General features: G+C 69.3%; 11 protein-coding genes. 4 read left to right on the forward strand and 7 right to left on the reverse strand.

All coding sequences use genetic code 11. From position 1 onward, the window contains the following. Window positions 1-13 precede the first annotated feature (13 nt). Together D7Y04_RS10805 and D7Y04_RS10810 are read right to left on the reverse strand one after the other, a co-directional pair. A complete protein-coding gene (locus D7Y04_RS10805; protein ID WP_121759161.1) occupies window positions 14-1,468 on the reverse strand; it encodes an SDR family oxidoreductase in 1,455 nt (484 codons plus the stop codon). Window positions 1,469-1,558: 90 nt separating this feature from the next. Further along, window positions 1,559-2,101, reverse strand: a complete 543-nt coding sequence (locus D7Y04_RS10810) for a hypothetical protein (RefSeq protein ID WP_121759162.1) — start codon at window positions 2,099-2,101, stop codon at window positions 1,559-1,561. Between the two features lie 180 nt (window positions 2,102-2,281). On the opposite strand from D7Y04_RS10810, the gene D7Y04_RS10815 reads away from it, so the two are divergent. The 3 genes from D7Y04_RS10815 (at window position 2,282) to uvrA (ending at window position 6,560) form a co-directional block, all read left to right on the forward strand. Further along, on the forward strand, window positions 2,282-2,713 hold the full coding sequence (locus D7Y04_RS10815; protein ID WP_120595156.1) for a YciI family protein: 432 nt from the start codon (window positions 2,282-2,284) through the stop codon (window positions 2,711-2,713). Between the two features lie 68 nt (window positions 2,714-2,781). Then, window positions 2,782-3,897, forward strand: coding sequence for a serine hydrolase (locus tag D7Y04_RS10820; RefSeq protein ID WP_121759163.1), 1,116 nt, complete (start codon window positions 2,782-2,784; stop codon window positions 3,895-3,897). A gap of 119 nt (window positions 3,898-4,016) precedes the next feature. After that, on the forward strand, window positions 4,017-6,560 hold the full coding sequence (uvrA, locus tag D7Y04_RS10825) for an excinuclease ABC subunit UvrA (RefSeq protein ID WP_121759340.1): 2,544 nt from the start codon (window positions 4,017-4,019) through the stop codon (window positions 6,558-6,560). Between the two features lie 28 nt (window positions 6,561-6,588). Here the strand turns inward: uvrA and D7Y04_RS10830 are convergent, their stop codons facing one another. Beyond that, window positions 6,589-7,131: a hypothetical protein gene (locus D7Y04_RS10830; RefSeq protein ID WP_121759341.1), complete on the reverse strand. Its 543-nt coding sequence runs from the start codon at window positions 7,129-7,131 to the stop codon at window positions 6,589-6,591. Window positions 7,132-7,737: 606 nt separating this feature from the next. Between D7Y04_RS10830 and D7Y04_RS10845 the strand changes: the two genes are divergently transcribed. Beyond that, window positions 7,738-7,977, forward strand: coding sequence for a CARDB domain-containing protein (locus D7Y04_RS10845; protein WP_121759164.1), 240 nt, complete (start codon window positions 7,738-7,740; stop codon window positions 7,975-7,977). Here D7Y04_RS10845 and D7Y04_RS10850 read toward each other — a convergent pair. The 4 genes from D7Y04_RS10850 to D7Y04_RS10865 form a co-directional block, all read right to left on the reverse strand. Further along, window positions 7,961-8,353 carry a hypothetical protein gene (locus D7Y04_RS10850; RefSeq protein WP_147477081.1) on the reverse strand — a complete coding sequence of 131 codons (393 nt, stop codon included), beginning with the start codon at window positions 8,351-8,353 and terminating at the stop codon, window positions 7,961-7,963. The genes D7Y04_RS10845 and D7Y04_RS10850 overlap by 17 nt on opposite strands. Window positions 8,354-8,646: 293 nt before the next feature. Then, window positions 8,647-9,669 carry a hypothetical protein gene (locus D7Y04_RS10855; protein WP_147477082.1) on the reverse strand — a complete coding sequence of 341 codons (1,023 nt, stop codon included), beginning with the start codon at window positions 9,667-9,669 and terminating at the stop codon, window positions 8,647-8,649. A 28-nt stretch (window positions 9,670-9,697) separates the two neighbouring features. Beyond that, on the reverse strand, window positions 9,698-11,917 hold the full coding sequence (locus D7Y04_RS10860; RefSeq protein ID WP_121759167.1) for a peptidase domain-containing ABC transporter: 2,220 nt from the start codon (window positions 11,915-11,917) through the stop codon (window positions 9,698-9,700). After that, a complete protein-coding gene (locus tag D7Y04_RS10865; RefSeq protein ID WP_121759168.1) occupies window positions 11,907-12,851 on the reverse strand; it encodes an HlyD family efflux transporter periplasmic adaptor subunit in 945 nt (314 codons plus the stop codon). The genes D7Y04_RS10860 and D7Y04_RS10865 overlap by 11 nt, the downstream gene beginning before the upstream one ends.

The raw sequence follows: 12,851 nt of genomic DNA on the forward strand, positions 1-12,851 counted from the left end.
GGAAGGTGAGGGGTCAGGATGCGCGCGCGGCCGGCAGCAGGCCGTCCACGGTTCCGGAGAGGCCGGCGTCCACCACCCAGATGGCGCCATTCACTCGCTGCGTCTTCGGCCCCAGCAGCAGCTCAGTCACGTCCGCGACGTCGTCCGCGGTGCACAGCCGTCCACCGGGCGTCGCGGACTCCCAGCGCGCCACTCGTTCCGGTGCGTCCGGGAACATCCCCAGCAGGTCTCCGTGCACGGGCCCCGCGGACACGCAGTTGGTGCGGATGCCCTCCGGTGCCAGCTCCGCGGCCAGGTAGCGCGTGAGGGACTCCACGCCCGCCTTCACCACGCCCTGGCAACCCAGGTCGTGCATGTACCGCTGCGACATGGACGTGGACATGGTGACGATGCTCCCGCCCCCACGCGCGGCCATCAGCGGACGGGCGCGCATCGCGCACTCGTAGGTGCCGGTGATGCAGGTGCGGAACGCCTTGTCCCAATCCCGGGGCGCGATGCGGTCGAACGGACCGATGAGTCCATTGGACGCGTTGCACACGAGCAGATCGAGCCCACCCAACTGCTCGCGGATCGCCGCGAACATCCGCTCCAGGTGATCCTCCTGCGCGACGGAGCCCCACAGGTGGACCGCCTTGCCACCCGCGTCGACGATGTCCCTCGCCGTCTTCTCTCCGTCCTCACGGGAGTGGAACGAGTTGACGACCACCGTCGCGCCCGCGCGAGCCAGCCTCGTCGCGATGACCCGGCCGATGCCCTTTCCCGAACCCGTGACGAGCGCGACCTTTCCCTCGAACGGCAGCTCCGTGCGCGACGGAACAGGCGTGGGCGCCACGTGGACGGGAGCGCGAGGCCTGGCTTCCACGGCGGGCGGCGCGGCCGGCAGCAGCGCACGGGCCGCGTCGGCGATGGCGGCCATGGTGCGCAGGCGCTGCGAGGGCTTCGGCGCGTCGCTCAGCCCCAGTTCCTTCATGAGCACGGCCATCACCTCCGCCTGCTTCACGGAGTCGATGCCCAGCTCGTCCTCCAGGTCCGCGTGCGGCGTGAGCAGTTCCTCCGGATAGCGCGTCACCCGCGCGAACACCGCGCGCACGCGGGGCAGGAGGTCCAGCGTGGCCGGAGCACCGGTGCTCGCCTTCACTTCGACAACAGCGGGGACGACGGACGCGGCGACATGGAGCGACGGTCCAGGCTCCGTTCCCAGCGCCTCCGTCACCGCCCCGGCGATGGCGCCGAGCGTGCGCGCCTTCCCGTTTCGCGGCAGCCGGTCCGGCGGCAGCTGGAACTCACGAGCGATGACCGCGGCGATCTCCGCGAGCTTCACGGAGTCGATGCCCAGCTCGTCCTCGAGCTGCGCATGCTCCGTCAGGATGTCGAGCGGATACCGCGTGACGGACGCGGCGCACTGCCGCACCTGCTCCAGGATGTTCGAGGGCGTGGATGTATGGGATTGAGAAGAACGCGCGGACATGATGGCCCCTGTCGGTTCAATGCGTGACGGGGCCGACTGTAATTGGGGGTCTGACACGTGCCGCGAAGCGACGTGCACAGCACGCAGCAACTAAGGAGGCAGCGAAGACTCCGCGTGCGCGGGAATACGCGCGCCCTGTTCGCGAGCACGCCGCCATCCCAGCCACAGGGGAATGATCAGCGACGGCAGCGTGAGCAGATCCGTGACGTCCACCGTGTGCACGGTGGGCCGGACCGAGGGAATGCGCGCGCCTCCGAGCACTGCGCGCAGCGCGTAGAAGGGCCACTGCAGCGCGCCCAGCGCCCAGCGCCACGCATCCCCGGCGTCGGAGGAAATCTTCGTCGCGCCGAAGCACAGCCCCGTCAGCACGACCGCTCCCACGAGTACCGGGAACGACGGGCGGAATTCCCGCGCTCGCCGCTGGAACGCCTGCTCCCACAGCGCCTGGAGGAGCACCGGGAACATCGCGAGCCCGGCGACGTCGGAGAGCTTCCCCGTCCACCACGACGGCCAGCGCGCCTTGAACACGTGGTCGTTCAGCACGAGCAGCACCACGGCCACCAGGACCACCGGGTGCATGAGGCCGCTGGCTGGAAAGGGCTTCGTGCCGGTGGATGTCACGCCCGCGTGCATGGGGGGCACTGTCACATTCGCGGCCGGGACATGGGAAGCCCCGTGATTGCGAGGGTTTGGAAGGCGCGGCGGGAAAATAAAAAGGCCGTGTCGATTTCCCCCAGCCCCATTCGTTGCGTCCCTGAAGGCAACAGAAGAACACCCCCCGCGGCCCGACGGCGCGCGGCAGGAGACACGACCGTGCGCTTCATGATCATCCGCAGGGCGGACAAGGACACGGAAGCCGGCGTGCTCCCGGACGAGAAGCTGCTGGCCGCCATGGGCGCCTACAACGAGGAGATGGTGAAGGCGGGCGTGATGCTCCAGGGCGAGGGCCTGCACCCCAGCAGCAAGGGCGCCCGCGTGAAGTTCACGAACGGCAAGCCGGCCATCGTCGACGGTCCCTTCACGGAGACGAAGGAACTCATCGCCGGCTTCACCCTCATCCAGGTGAAGTCGCGGGCGGAGGCCCTGGAGTGGCTCAAGCGCTGGCCGTCCATGGACGCGGGCGGCAACGTGGAGCTGGAGCTGCGGCAGGTCTTCGAGGACGACGACTTCGGCGCCGAGTTCACGCCCGAGCTGCGCGAACAGGAAGCGCGCATCCGCGAGCAGGCCGCGAAGAACATCCGCTAGTCGCGATGGCGCCTCCGCGTGACATAGGCTGCCGCGCTTCCAGGGCCGGAGCGAAGGCAGGTGCAGCGATGTTCCAGCGGATGGTGCTGCTGTGCGCGGTGTGTCTCATGGCGTGCGGAGGCAAGCGGGTGCCCACGGGGCCGGGCTCGCCGCCGGATCGGCTCGATGACGGCTGGGCCGTGGCCTCCTTCGAGGACACGGGCATTCAGCGCCCGTGGTTCGACGCGCTGGAGCACGACGTGTCCGAAGGCACGGTGGAGGCGCCGGACGCGGTGCTCGTCGCGCGCGGGGGCCAACTCGTCTACGAGCGCTACTGGAACGACTTCACGCGGGAGAAGGCGCACGACCTGAGGTCCGCCACGAAGAGCGTCACGTCGCTGCTGGTGGGCATGGCGCACGAGCGCGGCCTGCTGCCGGACCTGGACGCGCCCGTGCTCCCGCTCCTGCCGCACCTGGCGCCGGTGAAGAACGCGGATCCGCGCAAGGAGCGCATCACGCTGCGCCACCTGCTCCAGATGCGCTCCGGGCTGTCGTGCGACGACTGGGACCCCGAGTCCCCCGGCAACGAAGAGCGGATGTACGACACGGATGACTGGGCCCGCTTCATCGTGGACGTGCCCATGCGGGACGAGCCCGGTACCGTGACGCGCTACTGCACGGGCGGCGTGGTGCTGCTGGGCGCCGTGCTGGAGCACGTCAGCGGACGCTCCATCACGGACCTGTCGCGCGAGTGGCTGTTCACGCCGATGCAGGTCCAGGACGTCACCTGGCAGCCCGCGGGCAAGAAGGGCACGGACACTGGAGGCCACCTGCGCCTGCGTCCGCGCGACTTCCTCAAGGTGGGGCAGCTGATGCTCGACGGCGGCGCGTGGCAGGGCGAGCGCCGGGTCTCCGAGGCGTGGGTGGCGGAGTCCGTCAAGGCGCTGGGGCCGCTGGGCGACGCGAACTACGGGCTCCTGTGGTGGAGCGCCCGCTTCGTCATCCAGGGCACGCCGGTGGAGGTGTCCTTCGCGCGCGGCAACGGCGGGCAGTACGTCTTCGTCGCGCCTTCGCTGGGTGTCACCGCGGCCTTCACCGGCAGCTACTATAATGATGCGGGCTCGGCGCTCCCCCTGGTCCTGTTCGGACAGTATGTGCTGCCGGCGGCGCTCGGGCTGGAGCGGCCGGGGGCTCGGGGCGGCTGAGCCGCCAGGTCTCGTGTCCTCCGCCAGACTGTGGAGGTTCGGAACTCATCTGGATTCCGACGAGGCGGTTCGCTTCTTGGATGACCGCGCGCTGACGGGTGGGCAACGTCCGCCCCGGCATGGCCACTCCGAAAGCACCTCGCACCCGCAAGACCTCCGACCCCTCCGGCTTCGTCCGCGTCCGGGGCGCACGCGAACACAACCTGAAGCACGTGGACGTGGACATCCCTCGTGACGCGCTGGTGGTCTTCACCGGCGTGTCCGGCTCCGGCAAGTCGTCGCTGGCGTTCGGGACGCTCTACGCGGAGGCGCAGCGGCGCTACTTCGAATCCGTGGCCCCGTACGCCCGTCGCCTGATTGATCAGGTGGGCGTGCCGGAGGTGGACTCCATCGACGGGCTGCCCCCGGCGGTGGCGCTCCAGCAACACCGGGGCGCGCCGACGTCTCGCTCGTCGGTAGGCAGCGTGACGACCCTGTCGAACTCCGTGCGCATGCTGTACTCGCGCGCGGGCAACTACCCGCCGAAGCTGGAGCGGCTGGACTCGGATGCGTTCTCCCCGAACACGCCCGCGGGTGCGTGCCCCCAGTGCCACGGCATCGGCCGCGTGTTCGAAGTCACGGAGCGCTCCATGGTGCCGGATGACTCCTTGAGCATCCGCGAGCGCGCCGTCGCCGCGTGGCCGCCCGCGTGGCACGGCCAGAACCTGCGCGACATCCTGGTGACGCTCGGGTACGACATCGACAAGCCCTGGCGCGACCTGCCGAAGAAGGACCGCCAGTGGATCCTCTTCACCGACGAGCAGCCCACGGTCCCCGTCTACGCGGGCTTCACGTCCGCGGAGGTGAAGCGGGCCATGGCTCGCAAGGAGACCCCCAGCTACATGGGAACCTTCACGGGCGCGAAGCGCTACGTGATGACCACCTTCGCGACGACGCAGAGCGCGATGATGAAGAAGCGCGTCGCCCGCTACATGGTCGCCAGCGACTGCTCGCTGTGCGAGGGCAAGCGCCTGAAGCGCGAGTCCCTGTCGGTGACGTTCGCGGGCCGCGACATCGGCGAGCTGTCCCGCATGCCGCTGGGGCAGGTCGCGGAGCTGATCAAACCCACGGCGGAAGGGAAGGGGAAGGACGCGGACGTCATGGCCCGCGAACACCCGGAGAAGCTCATCGTCGCCCAGCGCATCACCAAGGACCTGCTCGCGCGCATCCAGGTGCTGACCGACCTGGGCCTGGGCTACCTGTCGCTGGAGCGCAGCACGCCCACGCTGTCACCGGGTGAGTTGCAGCGGCTGCGGCTGGCCACGCAGGTGCGCTCCAACCTCTTCGGCGTGGTGTACGTGATGGACGAACCGTCCGCCGGCCTGCACCCCGCGGACACGGAGTCGCTGCTCACGGCGCTGGACCGGCTGAAGGAGGCGGGCAACTCGCTGTTCGTGGTGGAGCATGAGGTGGACGTCATCCGCCACGCGGATTGGATCGTAGACGTGGGCCCCGCCGCCGGTGAGCACGGAGGACGCGTGCTCTACAGCGGGGTGCCGGAAGGACTGGCGAAGGTGGAGGCGTCCCGGACGCGGCGCTACCTCTTCGAGGAGGAGGCCCTGCGCCGCCGCTCGCCGCGGAAGCCCACGGGACGGCTGCGCCTGGAGGGCGTGAAGCGCAACAACCTGCGCGGCCTGGACGTGGACTTCCCGCTGGGCGTCTTCACCACGGTGACGGGCGTGTCCGGCTCCGGCAAGTCCAGCCTGGTGAGCCAGGCGCTGGTCGAACTGGTGGCGGGAAGACTGGGCCAGACGCTGGCGCCGGAAGAGGAGGAGGGCGAGCCGCTGGACCGCGAGCCGGTGATGGCGAGCGAGGGACACATCAAGCAGGGGATGGAGGCCATCCGCAGGCTGGTGACGGTGGACCAGAAGCCCATCGGCCGCACGCCGCGCTCCAACCTGGCGACGTACACGGGCCTCTTCGACCACGTGCGCAAGCTGTTCGCGGCGACGCCCCTTTCGAAGTCGCGCAAGTACGGCGCGGGGCGCTTCTCCTTCAACACGGCGGGAGGCCGCTGCGACACGTGTGAGGGCGAAGGTTTCGTGAGCGTGGAGCTGCTCTTCCTGCCCAGCGTGTACGCGCCGTGCCCCACGTGCCACGGCACCCGCTACAACGCGAAGACGCTGGAGGTGCGCTACCGCGAGAAGAACATCGCGGACGTGCTGGGGCTGACGGTGGACGGCGCCTTCGACTTCTTCACCGAGGAGCCGCCGCTCCAGCGCGCACTCAAGGTGCTGCGCGACGTGGGTCTGGGCTACCTGCGCCTGGGCCAGCCCGCGACGGAGCTGTCCGGAGGCGAAGCCCAGCGCATCAAGCTGGCCACGGAGCTGCAGCGCACGCAGCACGGCGACACGCTCTACGTGCTGGACGAACCCACCACGGGTCTGCACCCGGCGGACGTGGACAAGCTGATGACGCAGCTGGAAGGACTGGTGGACGCGGGCAACACGGTCATCGTCGTGGAGCACGACCTGCGGGTCGTCGCCGCCAGCGACCATGTCATCGACGTGGGGCCCGGCGCGGGCAATGCCGGAGGCCGCGTGGTGGCGCAGGGCACGCCGGAGCAGGTGGCGAAGGTGAAGGAGAGCCGCACCGCTCCGTACCTGGCGCGAACGCTCGGGTGACGGAGCGGTGGGACGGCGGGGACGGACTTCAGTTCTCGCCGCCGCTCCGGCCGCCGTGACGGTCGTGGTCGTCGTCGTCCTCGCCGCCGTTGCGGTCGTGGTCGTCGAATGCGTCGATGGACTTCTGGAGGTTGTTCTCCAGCTGCGACCGGGCGCTGGACTCGCGCGGGTCGAGGCGCTTGCCGTCCTTGTCGGTGAACCAGCCGCTCGGGTCGATGTTGAAGGTCACGTTCTGGTCGTCGCCCTCGGCGATTTCGAAGCTCACCTCGCGCTCCTGCTCCACGCGGAGGCTGGAGACGAACTGGAAGGGCTCGCCGTCGATGTGGCCGTCGATGATGAGGGACGCGCCCTGCTCAGCCAGCTCCTTCAACGCGGTCGGGGCGGTCGCGGGGTCGACCTTGCCGATGTCGAATTCGATCTCGTCGTAGGTGCCGACGTCCACGGTGATGCCATTGGAGAGCTCCAGCCGCTGGCTGGACGTGCGCGTCAGGGCCGAGCCCGTGACCGCGCTCCCCAGCCGCGTGCTCAACCCCACAGACGACGTGCTGTTGCCGCACGCGGACAGCCACATGAGGGACGCGAACAGACCGATGAAACGACGCCTGACGTGTGTCTCCTGGTTCCGGTGGGGGATGCCGGGCCCGTGGACTCGCACCGGCCGTGCGATGCCCGCCCGTCATCCCTTCCGCTGAAGGAAAGGAGTCCGGCCGCGAAAAACGGCCACGGGCGGGGATTTTCCGCGCGGATTTCCGGAGGGAGGTCCGGGGAATCGGCCGGGCGGGCGTGGCCGGAAAAGCCCTCCGTGACTCCTTCCCTGGGGACGGAGTACTGAACAGGGGTCATGGCTTGCATCCTCTCACCTGGACCGGCATCGCGTCGGGGGCCCTGCCCCGGCACGCGGCCGTCGCGCGCGTGCGCGAAGCGCGTGGGGATGGAGAGGGCGCCGTGACGGAGCAGGAGCTGGTGGACTGCATCCGCCGGGCGGCGCGGGGTGATCAGTCCGCGTGCGGTCAGCTCTACCAGCGCTTCCACGGGGCCGTGCGCCGCGTGGCCCAGGGCTCGGGTGTCCTGGGCGCGGCGGAGGTGGAGGACGCCGTGCATCGCTGGAGCTGTTCGTGGTCGCCTCCCGGACGCGCGCGACGCGCAAGCCCGTGGTGGCCCAGGGCGCCCGGGTCACATGTCAACGGTATCCATCTCCCTGGCGAACAGCAGCTTCCAGTACATCGGAGCCGTCGGGAGCATAGCGGTACCTCCGATGAGTGGCACCTTCACCCCGTCGCCCGTGTCCATCACCCTCCCGGCGACCCTGGCGCCCGGCATGTACTACGTGGTCGTCCAGGCGGACGCGGGCAACGTCGTCGCGGAGAGCAACGAGACCAACAACGGGCTCGCCATCGGCTTCACCGTGCTTCCGTAGCGGTGACCCGCAGCGAATCGAGGAAGGCCTCGCCCTCGGGGAACGGGTCATCCTCGGGGGAAACGACCTGAAGGAAGACGAGGCTCGTCCCCGCGACGAGCCAGCGATCGCGGAGCAGCTCTCCAAGCCCATCCGGCATTTCTCCCGGAGGGCCCCACCACTCTGTGCCGGCCATGCGCCACTCCCATCCGTACCAGGGCGCGGGCAACTGGGTGAGCTCGTTCTCTGGGATGGAGTGGCGCTGGATCAGTGTCATCTGGAGTTGCTCGCGCTTGTCTTCGGGCGAGGCCTCGGGAGCGTAGACATCAGCCGCCCAGGTCATATGGAAATGCCTGCCTGAGTCTGTGTGGCTCCACGAGCAGTAGACGCCGATCAAGGGCCGGGGCTCATCGAATTTGAGGAGGAGTTCGTCGCCGGCCTTGTCGTGCCAGCACCTGGCATACGGCCCTGAGCGGTGCGGTTTTGTTTCGCCAGGAGGCACCCGAGGCGCGATGACACTCACCCCAGGAACCGGCTCCCAGCGGACCAACTCCTGAGGCAGCGGCCACCGCGGCCGGGCGGGAGCGGCGGTCCTTCCCGCCGCACAGGACATGCATGCGAGCGCGAGCAGGCTCGGAACGTAGCGGCTCATCCAGGTCATGGAGATAGGGTAGCGGAGCGGCACCAGGCTCAGCGCGGCAGGACCGCGAGCGCCTGGGACACCAGGTAGTCCACGACCGTGGGCCAGCGGTGGGGGGAGCCCAGATAGGCCTCCCAGTCCTGCTCCAGGGCCTCCAGCAGCGTGCGCTTTGGATCCCCGGCCTCGAACCGGGCGGAGATCCGGTAGTCCAGGGGCTTCGTGCCACAGGCTTGCGCCAGCTTGACCTGCATGAGCAGCGACAGCGCCTCTTCCAGATCGCCTGCCTTGAGTCCCGCGGCCTCCGCCCGCTGGATGGCCTCGGGGGCGGACGGGAAGCGCTGCCAGTTGGCGCCCACGTGGACGTCGACGAGGAGATGGGTGGCTTCGTGGCCCAGGGTCCAGGGCAGGTTGGGGATGGGGAACGTGCTGCTGTAGACGCCCGGCGGGCTGTAGTTCGCGCTCCCCGAGGGGTGGAAGAGGAGCGACGCCACGTCGAGCGAATCCGACGGGAACCTCAGGCGCGTGAGCGTCTGGAGCCGCTCCATGGGCGCGCACTGCTCCGCCTGCTCCCGCCAGACGCGAAGCGTCCGCTCCTCCTCCGGAAGCACCTGCTCCCGCCAGATCTTCAAGAAGGCGGGAAAGGCCCCCTGCCCGAGCGTGACGATGTGATGGAGCGCCTCATAGGATGGCAGGTCCTCGCTGTACGCGAGGATGCGGGGAACGGGCTTCAACGCGACCCGCCCGCTGAGCGACTGGTAGGGGGTGAGCAGCGTGAAGATGTCCTCGTAACGTTCAATCTGGCTGGAGGCCACCATCTCCGGGAGCGCGATGAGCGAGTCCAGCGTCGGGACGTCCCCCAGCGGAACGGACTCCAGCGCGGGGACCCGTTCCGTGTCCCGGTAGAAGAGGAAGAAGAGGTAGTCCGCATAGGGTGACTGCAGGAACCGCAGGGTCACCGGACGCGGCGTCGTGAGGGGGGGCCGGCTTGCTGTACATCCGCCCAGACCCAGGAGCGCGCAGAGGAAGAGGGGCGGACGGAGCATCGCGAGCAGACCTCGGAGCAGACAGGCCATGGAGGGTCTTTCCTCAAGGCCCATGGGGTCAACCTGCCAGGGCATGGGGCCGTTCGAGCTGGACGTTCACCAGCTTTTCGTAGAACCCGTGGCGCGCCAGCAGCTCATCGTGGGTGCCCACCTCCACCACCTGCCCTTCGTGCATCACCAGGATGATGTCCGCGTTGCGCACGGTGCTCAGCCGGTGGGCGATGACGATGCGCGTGCAATTCAGCGTGGAGATGGCCCGCTGGACCTCCTGCTCGGTCAAGGCGTCCAGGGCGCTCGTGGCCTCGTCCAGCAGCAGGATGACCGGCCGGCGCACCAGGGCCCGCGCCAACGCCAGCCGCTGCCGCTGCCCACCGGAGAGCGACTGCCCCCGGTCCGCCAGGGGCGTTTCGTACTGCAGCGGCATGGCCATGATGTCGTCGTGGATGTGCGCCACCCGGGCCGCTTCGATGATGCGGTCCAAGGGCAGCTCCGGATCCCCGAGCGCGATGCAGTGGCGCACGGTCGTGCCCAGCAGCGACAGGTCCTGGAGGACGATGCCCAGCTGACTGCGCATCTTGCGCAGGTCCAGATCCTCCAGGTCCACGCCGTCGTAGCGCACTCGGCCGGAGGTCGGCAGGTACAACCCCAGCAGCAGGTTGGCCAGGGTGCTCTTTCCCGCGCCGGACCGCCCGACGATGGCGACCATCTGACCTGCCTCGATGCGCAGCGAGATGTCCTGGACGACCAGGGGCGACGCCGGGTGATAGCGGAAGGAGACGTCCCTCAATTCGATGGCGCCCTGGAGCGTCATCGTGGCGCCGGGCCTGGAGGCGGGCCGTTCCGGAGGCGCATCCAGCACGTCGTTGATGCGCTCCAGGAAGCTGCCCAGGTACTGCAGTTGCCCGCCGGTGTTGACCAGGTTGGACAGGGGCACCAGCAGGCCGGTGGCCAGGGCGCTGAGGCTGAGCATCTCCCCCAGCGACAGCTTTCCGCCCAGGACCTGGAAGGCGCCCACGCACAGGATGAGCAGCGGCGAGGCGAGCCGCAGCGCGCTGCTCAGTGAATCCACCCAGGTGGTGAGCCGGCCCCGCGCCAGGGCCACGTTGAGCACATCCACGTAGAAGCTGGAGTAGGTCTGGACGGATTGCTGCTCTACGCCAAAGGCCTTCAGCGTCTGCATGCTCGACAGGATGTTGATCTGATGGTCCTGGTTCTTCGCCTCCAGGTCTAGGTACTGGGAAAAGAGGCTGCGCTGCCAACGCAGCGGGATGAGGAAGACCAGGAGCTGCAGGCCTCCCAGCCCCAGCACCAGCAGCCCCAGCCTCGCGTCCGCCAGGAACAGCAGCCCCAGGTTGAGCAGGACCAGGGAGCCGTCCAGCAGCGTGGAGATGGCCGCGGACGACAGCACCTCCCGCAGGCGCGACTGGATGTTCAAACGCATCATCAGGTCGCCCACCGGGCGCAGCTGGAAGAAGGGGTAGGCCAGGCTGACCAGGTGGTCCAGGAACCCCAACGTCATGTCCGAGTCCACGCGCGTGCGCAGCTCCAGCAGCAGGTGCCCCCGGATGAGCGATGCCAGGAACTGGAAGAGGATGATGGTGGCCAGCAGGACCGCCAGGACCCCCAGCAGCGAGTGGTCTCCTCGGGGGACCACCCGGTCCACCAACAGGCCGGTCAGCACCGGGAGCGCGAGCGCGAAGAGCTGCATCGCGCCCGACATGAGGATGACGTGGAGCAGCGCATCCGATTCGCGCAACAGGGGCGCCAGGTACCGGAATGCATCCTTGCGAGGCGTGCCCGGTTGGAATTCCGGGCCCGGCTCCAGGAGCAACGCCACACCCGTGAAGCTCTGGCTGAACTGCTCCAGGGAGACGACGCGCCGTCCGCGCTCCGGATCCACCAGCGCGACGCCCTCCCGCAGGCGCCCGTCGAAGACGACGTAGTGGGCGAACTCCCAGTGGAGGATGGTGCCCCGGGGAAGGAAGGGCAGCCGGTCCAGGTCGATGGAGACGCCGCGTCCGCGCAGCCCCAACTGCCGCGCCGCGTTCAGGATGGTGTTGGCGGTGGTCCCGTCCCGCGCCACGCCGGTGACGGTGCGCACCTCTTCAAGGCTGGTGACGCGGCCGTAATAGCCCAGGACCATGGCCAGGCAGGCGGCGCCACAGTCCGCCACGGTCATCTGCCGCACTTCGGGGATGGAGCGCCTTCGCGAAGGCGTGCGCAACCGCCGCAGCGCGGGAAACCGCTCCAGGAGGCCACGCCTGTCCTCAGGGTTCATGGCGAAGCCCTCCCTTGAGGCCTGGAATGATCATCCACAGCAGCCGCTCCGTGCGGATGGGCAGCTCGGCCCGGCCGGGCATTCCGTCGAAGTAGTGCAGGGTGCGCCCCTCGCTCTTGAACGTCCTCGCGGCCAGGCGGGCATTCACCAGGACGATGGGACCTTCCACCTTCACCGCGTCCGCCAGCTCCGCGCCCAGGTAGCGGCGCAGCTCGGTGGGCCCGATGACCTGGTCCCCCACCGACTCGATGAACACGTCGTGGTAGTCGTACCGGAAGCCGTCCAGCTCCACGCGCAACGGCATGCCCGGGTGCAGGAAGGGCCGCGAGGAGCCCGGCAGGAAGGCCTGCAGCGTGAGCGGCGCCTCGTCCCCCACGAGAGAGAGAGCCCGCGCTCCGGGCGTGAGGTACTGGCCGGGCTGGATGCGCACGTCCCCCACCACGCCCTGGAAGGGCGCCCGCAGGGCGCGGGCCTCCACCCGGGCTTGTGCCAACTCTCTTTCGGCGCGCAGCGTCGTCAGGGCCTGCCGTGCGGCCTGGTCGGACGGGTCCCTCAACACGCGGATGAGCTGGAGCTCGAACTCACGGCGCACGCGGGCGAGGGTGCTCTCCTCGGCCTGCGCGACGAACGTGACCAGCGTCTGCCCCGCCAACACCCGCTGGCCCGGCTGGACCTCGACCGTGGCCACCACGCCTTCGCTGGGGACCGTCAGGTGCGTGTGCCCCTCCACGCGCACCAGCGCCGGGCCAGAGGCGTAGTCGTTCATGCTGCTGAAGACGCAGAGGACCAGCCCCGCCGCCAGGGCGCCGGTGAGCAGCCGGGAGCTCCAGCGCGTCCAACCCGGCGCGATGCGCAGGATGTCGCCCCGGCCCCGGCTCCCCTGTTGGTAGTACTCCAGCGCCTGCTTGCGGAAGATGGATGTCCTGGGCGCCAT

It is taken from the genome of Corallococcus sp. AB038B (assembly GCF_003668955.1).
Taxonomy (GTDB): Bacteria; Myxococcota; Myxococcia; order Myxococcales; family Myxococcaceae; genus Corallococcus; species Corallococcus exiguus.